Origin of the sequence: Arthrobacter pullicola, assembly GCF_014836875.1 — a bacterium.
Lineage (GTDB): Bacteria > Actinomycetota > Actinomycetes > Actinomycetales > Micrococcaceae > Arthrobacter_B > Arthrobacter_B pullicola.
Genome location: NZ_JACSQC010000003.1, coordinates 23,011 through 39,989 on the forward strand (window position 1 = coordinate 23,011; position 16,979 = coordinate 39,989).

Here is a 16,979-nt window from a genome sequence, read left to right on the forward strand (position 1 = left end):
GGATGCCCGGGTTCTCTTTCCATGGTTCCCGGCGGCTGAGAAGGGGGCATCGGGCCTTCGCCTGCCGATGTCTGCGCCAAAGGGCCAGCCATGTCAGCCAAAAGGCTGAGGGGGCCTGGAAGCGCGGCGAATAGGATGGAAAGGAGTACTCCATCCACCGGAACCGGAACCCTATGCCTTCGTCTACAACCGTCCGGCCGCAGTCCGCTGCTGCCGCTGCCCCCGCCACCGGAACCGGTACGCTCAGCCGGATCGACGCCGTCGTGCATCTGGGGTTTGCCGTGCTGCTGGTGGCGTCCGCCGTCCGCTATGTGATGCGGCACAGCCCGGCGGACAACGTGGGTGTGCTGGTGCTTGCCGCGGCTGCCTGCGGACTTTATGCCCTGATCGCGGTGCTGTCGCGGCGGTCCCGGCCGTGGGCCGTCTGGCTGTTTGTCCTGGTGGGACTCTGGGCGCTGCTGGTGGTGGTGGCCCCGAGCTTCGCCTGGGGTTCCTTCGCGGTGTTCTTTCTGTGCCGAACGGCTTTCACCGGATGGGTCTCCTATGTCACCGGCGGTGCGACGGCGGCAGCAACGGCCGCCGGACTGTTCCGGCTCAGCGGCGGCAGTGACGTTGCCATGCTCCTGGGTCCGCTGGTGGTGGGGGTTATGCTGACGCTCATCTACGACCGCATTGAGCACGACGCCGCCGAGCAGCGCCGTTTGCACGCGGCAGTCTCGCAGGCGCAGGAGAGGCTTGCTGCCACCGAACGCCGGGCCGGGATCGTTGAAGAACGGGCACGGGTGTCACGCGAAATCCACGACACAGTGACGCAGGGCCTGGCGAGCAGCCTGCTGCTGCTGGAAGCCGCCCACCGGTCCTGGCCCGATCCGGCGGCCCGCGGGGAGGTGCGCAGCGCCAACGTTATGCTGCGCCAGAACCTTGCCGACACCCGCAGCCTGGTCCATGAACTGGCGTCCCCCGGGCTGGAGAGCGCACCGCTTCCGGACGCCCTGCACCAAGCTGCCTCGCAGTACGTGCCAACGGTCCGGCTGTGTGTCACGGGCGAACCGCGCGAGGTTGGTGCCGAAATCCGGCATGCCCTGCTGCGGATGGTTCAAAGTGCCGCCGCCAATACGGCGCTGCATGCCTCTGCGGCCAGCGCCACGCTCACCTTGGGTTTCCTGCCCGAAACCGTCACGCTCGATTTCCATGACGACGGCGCGGGCTTCGATCCGGAGTCGGTCCCGCCTCCGTCCGACGCCGGCGGTTACGGACTGCGGGCAATGCGGCAGCGGGTGGAACAGCTGGGAGGCGAGTTCTCGCTGGAAAGCAGCCCGGGAGCGGGAACCATCGTCGCCGCTGCCCTTCCCGCCGGGATCACTCGATGAACCCGATTACCGTGCTGCTTGTGGATGATCATCTGGTGGTCCGCAGCGGCCTGACGGCGCTGCTGGCAACGCAGCCTGACCTGGAAGTGGTGGCCGGGGCAGCCTCGGGGGAGGAGGCCCTTGCCCAAGTGGAAAAGCATTCCCCTGCGGTGGTCATCATGGACCTCGCAATGGGCGCCGGAATGGACGGAATCGAAGCCATCCGGCAACTGCGCCGGCGCAACAACTCCCAGGCGATTATCGTCTTCACCACGTACGACTCCGATGCCGACATTGTCCGTGCCGTGGATGCCGGAGCCATGGGCTACCTGCTCAAGGACGCCTCACCGGAGGAGATCTTTGCGGCCGTGAGGGGTGCAGTGCAGGGCCGCAGCATCATGAGCCCGCCGGTGGCCTCCCGGCTGTTCCAGCAGCTGCGCAACCCGGAAGCCGTGCTGACCCCGCGCGAGGCGGAACTGCTGAGCCTGCTCACCGAGGGGCTCAGCAACCGGGACCTGGGCCGACGCCTGTCCATCTCCGAAGCCACGGTGAAGACGCATCTGGCGCACATTTACGCGAAACTGGGGGTGGAGACCCGGGCAGCAGCGATCTCCACCGCCATCCGCCGGGAGGGCATGCGCTGACCTCCCGGCGAAGGTGTCCCGGCTTAGTGCCCGGCAGGCTGGCTGGCCAGGGCGGCCAGGGCGGTGTAAGAGGACTGCGCGCCCGGAAGCGTCGCAGCCAGCGCCCCGGCCCGGGCGGCAAACCCGGCTGCGGCGGGCAGAGCGTCGCGGGCCGCGAGCCGGGCGGCAGTGGCCGCCGTGAACGCATCGCCGCAGCCGGTGGTGTCCACCGCGCTCACCCGGGTGGGGGCCACCGGCACGATGCGGTCTTCACCGGCAGCCGTACCATCCAGTACGACGGCGCCGTCCCCGCCCAGGGTGATGACGGCGCGGTCAATGCCCAGGCGGGCAAAAGCCCCGATGACCGCCTCCCAGTCAGCGGCAGGATCGGCCAGGCCGCAGACCTGGGCCGCTTCATGTGCATTGACCAGCAGCACATCGGTGAGTGCCAGCAACTCGGCCGGAACTTCACGGTAAGGCGAGAGGTTCAGCAGTACCGCGGCACCGGCGTCGTGCCCTGCCTTCGCAGCGGCGGTCACCGTTTCCAGCGGAACCTCCAGGCTCAGGCAGAGCACAGCTGCGCCGTCGAACAGATCGTCCGGCAGATCGGCGCCGCTGAGCGTGCCGTTGGCGCCGGGGGAAACAATAATGGTGTTCTCCCCGGCAGCATCCACCACGATCATGGCTGTACCCGTGGCCGTGTCCGGACGCCGCAGCACGCGGGAGGCATCCACGCCGGCGTCGGCCGCCGCCTTGAGCAGCAGGTCCCCGTGTCCGTCGGCCCCGACCGCCCCGAAGAGCCGCACATCGGCGCCCAGGATGGCGGCTGCGGCCGCCTGATTGGCGCTCTTGCCGCCGGGGACAATAACCAGTTCCGAGCCGTTGAGCGTCTCCCCGGGGGAGGGGAAACGGTCGGTGCGGACAGTCAGGTCAGCATTCAGCGAGCCTACAACTACAACTTTTCCGGCGGACATGCGCAGGACTCTCCTTAGTGGGGGATCAGCGGGTGGCGGTGGCTGCGTCGGCGTGAACCTCAGCGTCAACCGGCTTGGGGATCAGGAAGGACGCGGCCAGAGCCAGCACCAGAATCACCAGACCGGTAATAATACCGCCGTAGTAGCCTTCTGTGCCGGAGCCGTCCGCAGCGGTTGTCGCCGTCTTGACCGCGTAGATCACCGCAAAGCTGAGGCCCGCGCCCAGGTTGAAGGCACCGGCGTTGAGGCCCGGAAGGAAACCGGGGTTCTCCTTGGGGGAGAGCACAATGCCCAGTCCGTTGAGCATGATGTTGCCAATGCCGGCATAGGTGATGCCGACCAGGAGGGAAACGCCCAGCAGCCCAAGCCTGGAGTCGCTGCCGACCACCAGCAGCATCAGCGCCAGGGCGATCACGGAGCCGATCATGCCGATCCGAAGCACCTTGCCGTAGCCCCAGGTGGCAGCGAGGCGGCCGGCGATCGGGCCCATCACCAGTCCGGCGATGGCATAGGGGGTGAGTGTCCACCACGCGGACTCTTCGGCGCCCATGCCAAAGCCCACAGCCCCATCCTGGGCCAGCGCGGGAATGATCCCGTTCATCACGGCAAACACGCCGGTCATGGTCAACAGGGTGGTCAGCAGCAGCGACCAAGTGGAGCGCTGTTTGAGCAGATGTGTGGCCACGAGCGGATGGTCGCTGCGGTTTTCCACCTTCCAGAAGACCGCAAACGCGACGACGGAGATAACGATGAGTCCGATGACCAGCGGCCAGTTGGCGTCCGCGAGTTTGCCGGCCTCGTTGAAGGCAGTCAGCAGGGTGCCCACCGAGATGACCAGGGGAACCACACCCACCCAGTCCATCTTTTCCTTCTTCTCGGCGGTGGACTCCGGCGCCAGCGCAAGCAGCAGGACCGACGCGATGGCACCGACGACGGCCATGGCCCAGAAGACCGAGGCGAAGCCGTGGTTCTGTGCCAGGTAGCCGCCAGCCAGGGCGTCCACTCCGGCAATGCCGCCGTTCACGGCGGTAATAACGCCCATCAGGGTGCCGTAGAGCTTCGGTTCACGGATCTCCACGCGGAGCATGATCAGGGCCAGCGGAACCACGGGGCCGGACACGCCCTGGATCAGGCGGGCAATAAACAGCACCTCGATGCTCGGCGCCAGCGCTGCGACCACGGAACCGATGGTCAGGATCACCAGCATGCCGCCGAGGACCTTCTTGCGGCCGATGATGTCACCGAGCCGGGGGAGGAACAGGGAGAACAGCGCTGCGGAGGTGAAGAACGCCGTCTGGCTCAGGCCAACTGCCGCCGATGTGGTGTTCAGTTCCTCTTCGATCGTGACCAGGGCTGGGGACAGCATGGAAGCGTTCAGCTGGAAGGCCACACAGGCAGCCAGCAGTGCTGTCATCAGCACCGCCACGTTTACGCGGCGCTGGGATGTTGCGCTCACAGGTCCACCTCGCCAATCCGCTCCAGGGCGTCCACGATCAGGTCCCAGAACTTCTGGTGGTCCAGGTCGACGGCCACGGAGGTGGTGCAGTCATCGGGTGCCGGTGCACGGAAGTCCGCCACCGTCATGCCCAGGGTCAGGGTGCCGGTCAGCTCGACGTCCAGCGGAACCCGCCGGGTGGTCATCACGGAAGGGTCGATCACGTAGGCAACGGCACACGGGTCGTGGACCGGCGGGAAGTCGAAGCCCTGAGCATCCTTGTACGTCTTGCCGAAGAACTCCAGGAGCTCGCCGACAAACTTTGCCGGCTTGGTGCCGACGGCGGCGATCCGGGCGGCGACCTCGTCCGTCGCCAGGGCCTGGTGCGTCAGGTCCAGGCCGACCATGGTCAGCGGCCACTTTTCGTTGAAGACGATGTGCGCGGCTTCCGGGTCAATGATGATGTTGAATTCGGCCACTGCGGACCAGTTACCCACGTGGTATCCGCCGCCCATGAGGACAACTTCCTTCACGCGTTCGGCGATGCGCGGTTCCTTGCGCACTGCCAGCGCAATGTTGGTCAGGCCGCCGGTGGGGACCAGCGTAACGGTGCCCGGCTCGTGTGCCATGACGGTGTCAATGATCAGGTCGACGGCGTGCCGCGGGTCCAGCTCGATGGCGGGCTCCGGCAGCTCGGGGCCGTCCATGCCGGATTCGCCGTGGATGTCCGGAGCGTTCTCGATGGTCCGGACCAGCGGACGGTCGCAGCCGGCGGCGAACGGCACGCCTGTGATATTTGCAACACGGGCAATGGCCAGCGCGTTGCGGGTCACCTTCTCCAGTGTCTGGTTTCCGACGACGGTGGTCACCGCCAGAAGATCGATCTCCGGGCTGCCGTGTGCCAGCAGCAGGGCGACCGCATCATCATGGCCGGGGTCGCAGTCCAGGATGATTTTGGTGGGCATAACTTCTCCGCTTCGTTGAGGTTCCAGCTGGGGGACCCTTGGGTCCCGTGGTGCAGTGCCCCGTCCTGGCGTCCGGTTCCGGGCCGCAGCGGTGCGGTACAGGCCGGGCCACGGCGGAGTGCAGCACGCGGCGGAACGGGATCAGGCGGAAGCCGGAAGACGGTTCGGAGGGCGGCACTGGCCCCTGGCGGGGCGGGCACTGTCTTAAAGATAGCGACGTTTCCTGCGCCGGATTTCACCCTGCTGTCCGGGCAGACCGGGCCGATTTGTCCCCGGACCGGAAGACGCTTAACCTGTCCGCTGCAGCTTGCCGGACCGTTTTCACGAGCCTGACCCGGCACCGGTCTCATTTGTCCGGTACCCGTCTGTCCGGTACCCATCTGCCCGGACCCATCTGTCCGGTTGCAGGTGCAGCAGACAGCAAAGCCCCCGGCCGGATCTCCGGCCGGGGGCTTTGCTGGTGTGGCTGGTTCCTTACTGCTCCGCGGGAGCCAGTTCCACGCCGCTCACGGTGAGTTCGCCGTCGGCGGCCACCAGATCCAGGTTGCGGACGTTGCCCGCCGCCAGCAGATCCGGGAGGCCGGCACGGAGGCGTTCCACCTGCGGTGCGGGAGCGCTCACCGTGGCGGTGAGCACCTCGGTGCGCTGCTTGACCTTGGCTTCGGACTTGGCCTTGCGGATGCCGCCCAGTGCCTGGGCAACGGTTCCAAGAATGGCCGCATCGGCGCCGGCTGCGCTGCCGCCCAGGCCGTCAGCCGAAGGCCACGCGGCGCGGTGCACGGAACCTGCGCGCCACCAGCTCCAGACCTCTTCGGTGGCGAAGGGCAGGAACGGTGCGAACAGGCGAAGCAGGGAATCCAGGGTCGTCGCCAGCGTTGCCAGGACGGAATCCTTTTCGGCGTCCCCTGCGGCTCCATAGGCGCGGTCCTTGATCAGCTCCACGTAATCGTCCGTGAAGGACCAGAAGAAGGACTCGGTGATCTGCAGGGCCCGGGCGTAGTCGTAGCTCTCGAACGCCTTGGTGGCGTTGTTGATGACGTCCACCAGCTGGATCAGCAGTGACTTGTCCAGCGGGTTCGTGATCACGGCACTGTCTCCCGTGACCACGTTGGCTTCCGTGGCGCCCAGGTTCAGCACGAACTTGGAGGCGTTGAGCAGCTTGATGGCTAGGCGGCGGCCGATCTTCATCTGCGCGATCTCGTAGGCCGTGTCAGCACCGAGCTTTGCCGACGCTGCCCAGTAGCGGACGGCGTCGGACCCGTAGTCGTTGAGCACATCGGTGGGGACCACCACGTTGCCCTTGGACTTGGACATCTTCTTGCGGTCCGGGTCCAGGATCCAGCCGGAAATGGCGGCATGCTTCCACGGAGCGGCGTGCTGCAGTGCATCGGCGCGGACCACGGAGGAGAACAGCCAGGTCCGGATGATGTCGTGGCCCTGCGGGCGCAGGTCGAACGGGAAGACCTTGGCGAACAGGTCCTCATCCACGCCCCAGCCGCCCACGATCTGCGGGGTGAGGGAGGAGGTGGCCCAGGTGTCCAGCACATCGGCGTCGCCGATAAAGCCGCCGGGCTGGTTGCGCTGGGACTCTTCGTAGCCCGGGGCCGGATCAGCGGCCGGGTCTGCCGGCAGCGACTCGAAGGACGGCAGGATCGGGTTGTCGTAATCCGGGTTGCCGGAGGCATCCAGCGGGTACCAGACCGGCACGGGCACACCGAAGAACCGCTGGCGGGAAACCAGCCAGTCGCCGTTCAGGCCCTCAATCCAGTTTTCGTAGCGGGAGCGCATAAACGCCGGGTGGAAGTCGATTTCCTTCCCGCGTGCGATCAGCCGTTCGCGGCGCTCGGCGTCGCGTCCGCCGTTGCGGATGTACCACTGGCGGCTGGTGACGACTTCAAGCGGCTTGTCGCCCTTTTCGAAGAAGTTCACCGGGTGGGTGATCTTCTTCGGCTCGCCGTCCAGGTCGCCGCTGGCGCGCAGCAGCTCGACCACGGTTTCCTTGGCGCTGAAGACGGTCTTGCCGGCGATGGCAGCGTAGTTTCCCTTGGCGCCCGGCGTGGCGATCCACTCCGGGGTGTCGGCCAGGATGCGGCCGTCACGGCCGATCACGGCGCGCGTGGGGAGGTTCAGCTCACGCCACCAGGTCACGTCGGTCAGATCGCCGAAGGTGCAGATCATGGCGATGCCCGAGCCCTTGTCCGGCTTGGCCAGCGGGTGCGCCTTAACCTCGACCTCGACGTCGAACAGCGGGGACTTCACCGTGGTGCCGAACAGGCGCTGGTAACGCTCGTCGTCGGGGTGGGCTACGAGAGCCACGCAGGCCGGGAGCAGCTCCGGGCGGGTGGTTTCGATCAGGACCTTCTCGCCGTCCGGGGCGTGGAAGCTGATCCGGTGGTACGCGCCGGGCTGCTCACGGTCCTCAAGCTCGGCCTGGGCGACGGCGGTGCGGAAGGTGACGTCCCAGAGGGTCGGTGCTTCGGCCATGTAGGCGTCGCCGGCCTTCAGATTTTCGAGGAACGCGCGCTGGCTGACGGCGCGGGAGTGGTCGTCGATGGTCCGGTACGTCCGCTTCCAGTCCACGGACAGGCCCAGGGTGCTGAAGAGGTTCTCGAAGACCTTTTCGTCCTCCACGGCCAGCTCTTCGCAGAGTTCGATGAAGTTGCGGCGGGAGACGACGTCGAAGTCACGCTGGTTCTTCGGTGCGGTGGCCGGCGGGCGGTAGTCCGGGTCGTACGGCTTGGTCGGGTCGCAGCGGACACCGTAGTAGTTCTGCACGCGGCGCTCGGTGGGCAGGCCGTTGTCATCCCAGCCCATCGGGTAGAAGACGTTCTTGCCCTTCATCCGCTGATAGCGGGCCAGGACATCGGTCTGCGTGTAGGAGAACATGTGTCCCACGTGGAGCGAGCCGGACGCCGTCGGCGGGGGAGTGTCGATCGAGTAGACCTCGTCCCGGACGGTGTCCGGGTTGAAGGCATAGGTTCCCTCTTCGCGCCAGCGGCGGCTCAGGGACTCTTCCAGCCCCTCCAGGGCGGGCTTGTCAGGAACGGAAACGGTGACGGGTGCGGGCGTGTCTGTGCCCGGGGTATTTTCAGCCATACGGCCTATTGTCCCATGTGCGGCCTTTCCTCCGGCATCTGTGTCGGGCGCTGTGAACTGCCTTTCCGTCCCGTGCCCGGCTACCACCCGGTGTTTGGCCGAGGGCAGTTCGAATGTCCGGATCCGGCGGGTCTCTGCGGAGCCCGACGTCGGCTGCCGGGTTCTGGTGGACCGGCTCTGGCCCCGCGGGGTCTCCAAGGAGCGGGCGCGCCTCGTCGATTGGCTCAAGGACGTGGCTCCCAGTACGGGCTGCGCCGGCGGTTCGGGCACCGGCCGGAGCCCTGGGACAGGTTTGCCGAGCGGTATCTGCAGGATGTGGCGCAACCCCGTGGTTGGTTCCTTTACTGCGCAGTGCCGGTCCCGGCCGGGCCGGGTGTGCATGCAGTCCTCCACCGGGCGGCGGGGCATCGGAGTTATGCACAAACTGGGCCCGCCCCGGCTCAGGCTGTCAGGGCTGACCAAAAGTGTTCCTTATGGACCGAGTCGAGGCGTTTGTCCGTGCGCATCACGGCGTCATCCGACATAGAGTCTTCGCCGCAAACGGTTTTAAGCGTGCCGAGATCCAGCGGGCGGTGCACTTGGGCGTTATCCGCCATGCCGGGCGGGGAACGTATGCAGTAGAGGGCGCGCCAGAGGAGTTATTGGCCGCGGCTCGGATGGGTGTCTCGCTGACCTGCGCGTCTGCGGCGTGCGTTCTCGGGTGGTGGGTCTTAGAACGACCGGACAGAATTCACGTCTGCATCGATGCTGGGAGGGCCGTCCCCGGTGTGGTGGCCCACCGGGGGCCAAGGCTTGCCGTTCGCCTCATTGCTCCCCGGCAACAGGTGGTAGTTGCAGCTTTTCGATGCCTGCCGCCTATCCAAGCACTGGTTATTGCGGAGTCGGCCCTCGCCAGGAACCAGGTGCGTTTGGGTGAACTAAGAGAGGCTTTCCACGGGCCCAAGGATTGGAAGATCAGGGGTCTGCTGGAACAGGTAAGGGGCAACGCGTCCTCGCCGCTGGAAGTCTGCGCTGAATACTGGTTACGGACAACTGGCCTCACAGCCGAGTCTGAGGTATTCCTGCCGGGCATCGGCCGTGTGGACTTCCTGGTTGAGGGTCGTCTGATCCTGGAAATAGACGGCTACAGCTTTCACAGCAGCCGTGAACACTACCGCCGTGACCGTAGACGCTGGAACGCGGCGACATCGTCAGGATTTGAGACCCTGCGGGTGACAGCGGAGTTGGTGCTTTACCAGCCGGAGCAATTCCTGCAACTGGTCCGGGCGGCCCTCAGGGCAGGAGACCCCAGGTAAGCGCATGTCGTGTGACTGCCCCGGAGGCGACTCGGGGCGGCAGGACTCAGGGCGGCGGGGACGCCGGCCGCTCTCTGGAGTCCGTCATCCGTCCTAAAGGTTGTGGTTTTGCTGGGGTTCGGGGTTGCCGTCAGCATGCCGGGCGACACGGGTTCCCACTGTTTGTTATCTGGAGTGGCTGGTGTGACCTCATCTGTCACAGAAGGCTACATAGAGTGGGAACGCGTGTCGGGGCATGGGCGTGAACGTGGGTGCGGATGTGGACCGTCCCGAAGTCCTGACCGCGTGGTACGCCGTCCTGCCCGCCGCCGCCTCAGCTCGTGCAGCCCGCCACCGCCGCCCCACTCCCGTCCAGCTCGCAGCCTCACCCCGGGCAGCCGCCGGCGCCCGCCCCCACCAACAACCAGACGCGGGACGCAACACCACGACTCCGGGTTCAGGCCAGGAAAAGCCGAGCGGATAGTCTGACGCCATGACGAAAAAGCGCGTGGTCGTAACCGGAGCCAGCTCGGGAATTGGTGCAGCGGCGGTGCGTGCGCTGCGCAAGAGCGGATGGGACGTGGTTGCCGTCGCCCGGCGGGAAGACCGGCTGCAGGACCTGGCCGCTGAAACCGGCGCCGAAACCATAACCTGTGACATCACGGACAAGGCCTCGGTGGACGCCATGGCGCAGAAGGTCCTGGCCGGTGGGGGAGTGGACGCCCTGGTAAACAACGCCGGAGGCGCGTTCGGCATGGATTCAGTAGCCGGAGGCAACCCCGAAGACTGGACCCGTATGTACAACGTCAACGTGCTGGGCACGCTCTACGTGACCCAGGCGTTCCTGCCATCGCTCCGGGAAAACGGCCACGGCTCGATCCTGATGCTGACCTCCACCGCCGCGCTCGCCGCCTACGAAGGCGGAGCCGGGTACTGCGCGGCGAAGGCCGGCGAAGAAGCCATGACTCAGGCGCTGCGCCTCGAAGAAGCTGAGAACAATGTGCGGGTCATCGAGATCCTGCCGGGCATGGTGAAGACGGAAGAGTTCGCCGTAAACCGCCTCGGCGACGCCGCGGCTGCCGCACAGATCTACGCGGGAGTCGAAAAACCGCTCACGGCAGAGGACGTCGCCGATGTAATGGCCTACGCCCTCAATGCCCCGCACCACGTCAACCTGGACCAGGTGGTCATCCGTCCCGTCGCCCAGGCGGCACAGCACAAGGTGATCCGCCGCTAGCGGAACGCGCCGGCCCGCGCCACCCCCACGCCCCCGCCCCGCGCCGGCTTCGACATCCGCCCCGGGGGTGGCCTAAACTGGCCCAAGCAGCTTAGACCCGGCTATCACCGGCGAGCTTCCGGAAGAAAAGTGCCGCCGGCCGTACGGACAGGGCGGCACCCAGTAGAACCGGACGGGTAAGCCCGTCACAGCAGTCAACGAGCGGCAGCTGTCGCGCGCACCAGCAGTCTCAGGGCGCACGACGGCGGCAAGCGAGGTGGTACCGCGGTTTCCTCCGGCGTCAGCCGGGCTGGAGGCTCGCCCTCGCATCCTGTATTACACGAGCCAGATTCACTTGCCGCTACCAGGATGACGAATATGCCACAGATCTACCCCAAGGCCTCCACCGGCGATGCCGCCGAAGCTGCAGCATCCTCACCGAAGTTTCCGGAACTCGAAGAACGGGTTCTGAAGTACTGGGAGAAGGACGGCACTTTCCAGGCCTCCATTGACGCCCGCCCCGCCGGGCAGGACGGCTCCAACGAGTTCGTCTTCTACGACGGCCCACCCTTCGCCAACGGCCTGCCGCACTACGGGCATCTGCTCACCGGCTATGTCAAAGACCTGGTGGCCCGCTACCAGACGCAGCGCGGACACCGGGTGGAGCGCCGCTTCGGCTGGGATACCCACGGCCTGCCCGCCGAGCTCGAAGCCATGAAGCAGCTGGGCATGAGCGACAAGGTCCAGATCGAGAAGATGGGCATCGACAAGTTCAACGATGCCTGCCGCGCCTCGGTCATGAAGTACGCCGGCGAATGGCAGGACTACGTCACCCGCCAGGCCCGCTGGGTGGACTTCGAGAACGACTACAAGACGCTCAATGTCGAGTACATGGAATCGGTCATCTGGGCCTTCAAGACCCTGCATGAAAAGGGCCTGACCTACAGCGGTTTCCGGGTGCTCCCGTACTGCTGGAAGGACGAGACCCCGCTGTCCAACCACGAGCTGCGCATGGACGACGACGTCTACAAGATGCGCCAGGACCAGACGGTCACGGCCACCTTCCCGATCACCGCCGGAGACCATGCGCTCTCCGCGGAGCTCGAGGGCGTCAACGCCATCGCCTGGACCACCACGCCGTGGACGCTGCCCACCAACATGGCCCTCGCCGTCGGGCCCGAGGTCCGCTACGCCGTCGTTCCGGCCGGCCCCAACGGCACGGCAGCGGGGGAGGGCCGCTTCCTCCTCGCCGAGGACCTGGTTGCCTCCTACGCCAAGGACCTGGGGTACGACGACGCCGAGGCGGCACGTGCCGCCGTCACCTCCGTCCACACGGGCAAGGAACTCGAGGGGCTGCGTTACCAGCCGCTGTGGAACTACTACGCCGACGCCGAGAAGTGGGGCACGGAAAACGCCTGGCGGATCGTGGTGGCTGACTACGTCACCACCACCGACGGCACGGGCATTGTCCACCAGGCGCCGGCCTACGGTGAAGATGACCAGAAGATCTGCGAGGCCAACGGAATCCCGGTGATCCTCTCCGTGGACGAGGGCGGCAAGTTCCTGCCCATGTTCGGCGAGGGTCCGCTGTCCGAGATCGCCGGACTGCAGGTCTTCGACGCGAACAAGCCGATCACCCGCGAGCTCAAGGCCGAGGGCCGGCTGCTGCGCCAGGCCAGCTACGAGCACAGCTACCCGCACTGCTGGCGCTGCCGGAACCCGCTGATCTACAAAGCGGTTTCCTCCTGGTTCGTGGAGGTCACCAAGATCAAGGACCGCATGGTCGAACTGAACCAGGAAATCAACTGGATCCCGGAGAACGTCAAGGACGGGCAGTTCGGCAAGTGGCTGGAAAACGCCCGTGACTGGTCGATCAGCCGCAACCGCTACTGGGGCAGTCCCATCCCGGTCTGGGTTTCGGACGATCCAAACTACCCGCGCACCGACGTCTACGGCTCCCTGGCGGAGATCGAAGCGGACTTCGGCCGCCTGCCCCTGAACAAGGAAGGCAAGCCGGACCTGCACCGTCCGTTCATCGACGAGCTCACCCGGCCCAACCCGGACGATCCCCGTACCCCGGAAGAGGGCCAGTCCACCATGCGCCGCGTGGAGGACGTCCTGGATGTCTGGTTCGACTCCGGTTCCATGCCGTACGCCCAGGTGCACTACCCGCATGAGAACGCGGACTGGTTCGAGCACCACAACCCGGGCGACTTCATTGTGGAGTACATCGGCCAGACCCGCGGCTGGTTCTACACACTGCACGTGCTGGCCACGGCGCTCTTTGACCGGCCGGCGTTCCGCAACGTCATCAGCCACGGGATCGTCCTGGGCTCCGACGGGCAGAAGATGTCCAAGTCGCTGCAGAACTACCCGAATGTTTCCGAGGTCCTGGACCGTGACGGTTCCGACGCCATGCGCTGGTTCCTGATGGCTTCCCCCATCCTGCGCGGCGGCAACCTGGTCGTCACCGAGCAGGGAATCCGCGACGGCGTCCGGCAGGTCATCCTGCCGCTCTGGAACGTCTGGCACTTCTTCACCCTCTACACCAACGCCGCCAACAACGGCGCCGGCTATGAGGCGACGCTGCGCCACGAGTCCACCGAGCCGCTGGACCAGTACATGCTGGCCGCCACCGGGGACCTGATCCGGAACATGACGACGGCGCTGGACACCTATGACGTGTCCGTCGCCTGCGAGATGCTGCGGGCGTACATGGACACGCTGACCAACTGGTACGTCCGCCGCAGCCGCACGCGCTTCTTTGACGAAGACACCCAGGCCTTCGACGTGCTCTACACCTGCCTCGAAAGTGTCTGCCGGGTGGCAGCTCCGCTGCTGCCGCTGGTCTCGGAGGAGATCTGGCGCGGACTGACCGGCGGGCGCTCCGTGCACCTGACCGACTGGCCCGAAGCCGGGGCCTTCCCCCGGGACGCTGACCTGGTGGCCCGGATGGACCTCACCCGCAAGATCGCCTCCGTCGGCTCCTCGCTGCGCAAGGGCGCCAACCTCCGGGTCCGCCTGCCGCTCTCCGGTATGACGGTGGTTGCACCGGATGCGGAAAAGCTGGAAGGGCACTTCGCGGGCATCATTGCCGACGAGCTGAACCTGAAGTCGGTCCGGCTGATCGACGCCGGTGCTGCAGATCCGGCCGAGTTCGGCATCACCCAGAAGCTGGTCGTCAACGCCCGGGCCGCCGGCCCGCGCCTGGGCAAGAATGTGCAGACGGCCATCAAGGCGGCTAAGTCCGGTGACTGGTCAGTGGCCGACGACGGCGCTGTCACCGCCGGAGGACTGGGGCTGGAACCGCACGAATACACCCTGGAAACCGTGGTGGAGTCCGGCGACGGCGAATCCTCCAAGGCTGTGGCCGTCCTTCCGGGCGGCGGTTTCCTGGTCCTGAACACCGAGGTCACGCCCGAGCTGGCTGCCGAAGGCACCGCACGCGACGCCATCCGCGCCATCCAGCAGGCACGCCGCGACGCGGACCTGCACATCAGCGACCGGATCCGGACCACGGTGGCCACCGGCGCTGAGGAAGCTGCCGCTCTGGAAGCCAATGCGGACCTCGTCAAGGGCGAAACCCTGACCGATGATCTGGTTCTCACCGTCGTCCCCCGCGGGGCCAATGATGAGCCCTTCGATGTAACCGTGGAGAAAATCTAATGAACAACGCGGACAGCCCTTCGGGGTCCATCGACGGCTTCTCCGTCGAGAGCGTCTATGCGGAACTGCTCAGCCGTGCGCCTGAGAACAAAATGGAGCCGCGCATGGCTCCGCTGTTCCGCGCCATGGAACTCCTGGGCGAGCCGAACAAGGCTTTTCCGATCATCCACATCACCGGCACCAACGGCAAGACGTCGACGGCGCGGCTGATCGAGGGCGGACTGCAGGCCTACGGGCTGCGCACCGGCCGCTACACCAGCCCGCACCTGAGCAAGGTCACCGAACGCATCAGCATTGACGGTCAGCCGGTAACGGACGAGACCTTTGTCCGGATCTGGGATGAAATCCACCCGTATCTGCAGATGGTCGACGCCGAACTGGACGCCGCGGGGGAGCCCCGGCTGACGTACTTCGAATGCGTGACCATCCTGGCGTTCGCCGTGTTTGCCGACGAACCCGTGGACGTGGCCGTGATCGAAGTTGGCCTCGGCGGGATCACTGACGCAACCAACGTCGGCGACGGCCAGGTTTCGGTGGTTACCCCGATTTCCCTGGACCACACCGAGCTGCTCGGTGACGACGTCGCGGACATCGCGCTGGAGAAGGCCGGAATCATCAAGGAGAACGGCTTCCTCATCAGCGCCGCCCAGCCGGTGGAGGCCGCACAGGTACTGCTGGAGAAGGCCAACGAGGCCGGCGTCCCGTTCCGCTTCGAGGGCGTGGAGTTCGGTATTGAGTCCCGCACCATGGCCGTCGGCGGGCAGATGGTGACCATCAACGGACTGGCCGGCCGTTACGAGGACCTGCTGGTGCCGCTGCACGGGGCGCATCAGGCGGAGAACGCGGCCCTCGCCGTCGCCGCTTTGGAGGCCTTCATTGGCGGCGGCACCAAGGAACTCGATGTGGAACTCCTCCGCACCGGCTTCCAGACGGTCACCTCTCCCGGGCGCCTGGAAGTGGTCCGCACGGCGCCGACCATCATTGTCGACGCCGCGCACAACCCCGCCGGGGCGAAAGCCAGCGCCCAGGCGGTGCTGGAGTCCTTCAACCTCTCTTCCCTGGTCATCGTCGCCGGGATCCTGGCGGAGAAGGACGCTGTTGGCATCCTCACCGAGCTTCGGGAAACGCTGGGCGACATTGTCTCGGGCATCTGCCTGACGCAGTCCAGCTCGCCCCGGGCCATCCCCGCGGAGGAACTGGTCCAGGACGCCGTGGACGCCGGTTTCGCCGACGCTGATATCCAGGTGGAGCCCGCCCTCGACAACGCGATCGAGTGGGCTGTTGCCAAGGCAGAGGAAAACAATGACCTCGCCGGCGGCGTGCTCATCATCGGCTCCATCACGGTGGTCGCGGAAGCGCGCACCCTTCTCGGAAAGTAATCCCATGGCACGAATGACCAAGGCCCAGCGCGAGTGGCGTCCCGGCATGCCCAAGAAGCGCCGCTCCATCCGCGTGATGTTTGCGTCCACCGTCCTGAGCCTGGAGGCCTTTGTGGTGCTGTTCGGCACCCTGGCGGTTTTTGGCCTGCAGCGGGACCGGGTGGCACCGGTGGCGATCCTGGCCGGCGGCGTACTCCTGGCCGCCGCGCTGGTGGCGGCGTGCGCATTCCTGTCCAAGCCGGCAGGTCCGTGGATCGGCTGGATCCTGCAGCTGGCCATCATCGCAACCGGGTTCCTGGAACCGATGATGTTCCTGGTCGGCGCTCTGTTTGCCGGCACCTGGTGGTACGCGCTGCGTACCGGAGCCCGGCTGGACCGGGAAAACCGGCAGCGCGACCGGGAGCAGGCCGAGTGGGAGGCAACCCACGCAGTGGACACCGGCGGGCAGGAATCAGGCGAAGCCAGCAGCTAGGCTTATGTGCAGTTAATCCCGATCAACCCCAACTTCAAGGAGATACCAAGCGTGAGCACCGAGCGCACACTCGTCCTGATCAAGCCCGACGGCGTCAGGCGGAACCTTACGGGAGCCATCCTGGCCCGCGTCGAAGCCAAGGGCTATGTCCTGGCCGAGTTGAAGAAGATGGACGCCACCAGGGAACTGCTTGAGGCGCACTACGCCGAGCACGTTGGCAAGCCGTTCTACGAGCCGCTGGTTGAGTTTATGCTCAGCGGCCCGATCGTGGCTGCGGTCTTCGAAGGCCAGCGGGTCATCGAAGGTTTCCGCTCCCTGGCCGGCACCACCGAGCCGACCACTGCCGCTCCGGGAACCATCCGCGGCGACTTCGGCAGGGACTGGGGCACGAAGGTCCAGCAGAACCTGGTCCACGGGTCGGACTCCGCAGAGTCCGCGGAACGCGAGATCGGTATTTGGTTCGGTAACTAGTCCGGAGCAACCACCTGCGCCAGGAAGCCGGCACCCTCCACGGGCGCCGGCGTCCTGTG

At 66.3% G+C, this 16,979-nt stretch carries 14 protein-coding genes; 10 read left to right on the forward strand and 4 right to left on the reverse strand.

Annotated elements, in window-relative coordinates:
* Positions 1-173: 173 nt before the first annotated feature.
* Both H9638_RS06385 and H9638_RS06390 read left to right on the forward strand, forming a co-directional pair.
* The gene (locus H9638_RS06385) at positions 174-1,370 is read left to right on the forward strand and encodes a sensor histidine kinase (protein WP_191746399.1); all 1,197 of its coding nucleotides are present in this window, start codon (positions 174-176) and stop codon (positions 1,368-1,370) included.
* Complete coding sequence (locus tag H9638_RS06390) at positions 1,367-1,993, forward strand: response regulator (RefSeq protein WP_191746400.1); 627 nt, start codon at positions 1,367-1,369, stop codon at positions 1,991-1,993. Before H9638_RS06385 ends, H9638_RS06390 begins: the two co-directional genes overlap by 4 nt.
* Positions 1,994-2,016: 23 nt before the next feature.
* On the opposite strand, the gene H9638_RS06395 is transcribed toward H9638_RS06390, so the two are convergent.
* From H9638_RS06395 to valS, 4 genes are all read right to left on the reverse strand, one after another.
* A complete protein-coding gene (locus H9638_RS06395; protein ID WP_191746401.1) occupies positions 2,017-2,946 on the reverse strand; it encodes a ribokinase in 930 nt (309 codons plus the stop codon).
* A 25-nt stretch (positions 2,947-2,971) separates the two neighbouring features.
* The gene (gene uriT / locus H9638_RS06400) at positions 2,972-4,402 is read right to left on the reverse strand and encodes a uridine transporter UriT (protein WP_404799638.1); all 1,431 of its coding nucleotides are present in this window, start codon (positions 4,400-4,402) and stop codon (positions 2,972-2,974) included.
* Positions 4,399-5,346, reverse strand: a complete 948-nt coding sequence (uriH, locus tag H9638_RS06405) for a uridine-preferring nucleoside hydrolase UriH (protein WP_191746402.1) — start codon at positions 5,344-5,346, stop codon at positions 4,399-4,401. Before uriH ends, uriT begins: the two co-directional genes overlap by 4 nt.
* A gap of 474 nt (positions 5,347-5,820) precedes the next feature.
* On the reverse strand, positions 5,821-8,442 hold the full coding sequence (gene valS, locus H9638_RS06410; protein ID WP_191746403.1) for a valine--tRNA ligase: 2,622 nt from the start codon (positions 8,440-8,442) through the stop codon (positions 5,821-5,823).
* A gap of 166 nt (positions 8,443-8,608) precedes the next feature.
* On the opposite strand from valS, the gene H9638_RS17150 reads away from it, so the two are divergent.
* From H9638_RS17150 to ndk, 8 genes are all read left to right on the forward strand, one after another.
* Complete coding sequence (locus H9638_RS17150) at positions 8,609-8,968, forward strand: DUF488 family protein, N3 subclade (RefSeq protein ID WP_404799648.1); 360 nt, start codon at positions 8,609-8,611, stop codon at positions 8,966-8,968.
* A complete protein-coding gene (locus H9638_RS06415) occupies positions 8,916-9,737 on the forward strand; it encodes a DUF559 domain-containing protein (protein ID WP_191746404.1) in 822 nt (273 codons plus the stop codon). Before H9638_RS17150 ends, H9638_RS06415 begins: the two co-directional genes overlap by 53 nt.
* A gap of 235 nt (positions 9,738-9,972) precedes the next feature.
* Positions 9,973-10,200 carry a hypothetical protein gene (locus H9638_RS06420; protein ID WP_191746405.1) on the forward strand — a complete coding sequence of 76 codons (228 nt, stop codon included), beginning with the start codon at positions 9,973-9,975 and terminating at the stop codon, positions 10,198-10,200.
* Positions 10,201-10,209: 9 nt separating this feature from the next.
* Complete coding sequence (locus tag H9638_RS06425; RefSeq protein ID WP_191746406.1) at positions 10,210-10,953, forward strand: SDR family oxidoreductase; 744 nt, start codon at positions 10,210-10,212, stop codon at positions 10,951-10,953.
* Positions 10,954-11,310: 357 nt separating this feature from the next.
* Positions 11,311-14,598 (forward strand): isoleucine--tRNA ligase, encoded by a 3,288-nt coding sequence (gene ileS, locus H9638_RS06430; RefSeq protein ID WP_404799639.1) that lies wholly within the window; start codon positions 11,311-11,313, stop codon positions 14,596-14,598.
* Positions 14,598-15,977, forward strand: a complete 1,380-nt coding sequence (locus H9638_RS06435; protein WP_191746408.1) for a bifunctional folylpolyglutamate synthase/dihydrofolate synthase — start codon at positions 14,598-14,600, stop codon at positions 15,975-15,977. The genes ileS and H9638_RS06435 overlap by 1 nt, the downstream gene beginning before the upstream one ends.
* A gap of 4 nt (positions 15,978-15,981) precedes the next feature.
* Positions 15,982-16,449, forward strand: coding sequence for a DUF4233 domain-containing protein (locus H9638_RS06440; RefSeq protein WP_191746409.1), 468 nt, complete (start codon positions 15,982-15,984; stop codon positions 16,447-16,449).
* 51 nt (positions 16,450-16,500) lie between these two features.
* Positions 16,501-16,920, forward strand: coding sequence for a nucleoside-diphosphate kinase (gene ndk, locus H9638_RS06445; RefSeq protein ID WP_191746410.1), 420 nt, complete (start codon positions 16,501-16,503; stop codon positions 16,918-16,920).
* Positions 16,921-16,979 lie beyond the last annotated feature (59 nt).

Bases quoted from the DNA above. Each gene is read 5' to 3' on its own strand.
- H9638_RS06385 (WP_191746399.1), top strand. From the start codon at position 174: ATGCCTTCGTCTACAACCGTCCGGCCGCAGTCCGCTGCTGCCGCTGCC.
- H9638_RS06390 (WP_191746400.1), top strand. From the start codon at position 1,367: ATGAACCCGATTACCGTGCTGCTTGTGGATGATCATCTGGTGGTCCGC.
- H9638_RS06395 (WP_191746401.1), bottom strand. From the start codon at position 2,946: ATGTCCGCCGGAAAAGTTGTAGTTGTAGGCTCGCTGAATGCTGACCTG.
- uriH (WP_191746402.1), bottom strand. From the start codon at position 5,346: ATGCCCACCAAAATCATCCTGGACTGCGACCCCGGCCATGATGATGCG.
- valS (WP_191746403.1), bottom strand. From the start codon at position 8,442: ATGGCTGAAAATACCCCGGGCACAGACACGCCCGCACCCGTCACCGTT.
- H9638_RS06415 (WP_191746404.1), top strand. From the start codon at position 8,916: ATGGACCGAGTCGAGGCGTTTGTCCGTGCGCATCACGGCGTCATCCGA.
- H9638_RS06420 (WP_191746405.1), top strand. From the start codon at position 9,973: ATGGGCGTGAACGTGGGTGCGGATGTGGACCGTCCCGAAGTCCTGACC.
- H9638_RS06425 (WP_191746406.1), top strand. From the start codon at position 10,210: ATGACGAAAAAGCGCGTGGTCGTAACCGGAGCCAGCTCGGGAATTGGT.
- ileS (WP_404799639.1), top strand. From the start codon at position 11,311: ATGCCACAGATCTACCCCAAGGCCTCCACCGGCGATGCCGCCGAAGCT.
- H9638_RS06435 (WP_191746408.1), top strand. From the start codon at position 14,598: ATGAACAACGCGGACAGCCCTTCGGGGTCCATCGACGGCTTCTCCGTC.
- H9638_RS06440 (WP_191746409.1), top strand. From the start codon at position 15,982: ATGGCACGAATGACCAAGGCCCAGCGCGAGTGGCGTCCCGGCATGCCC.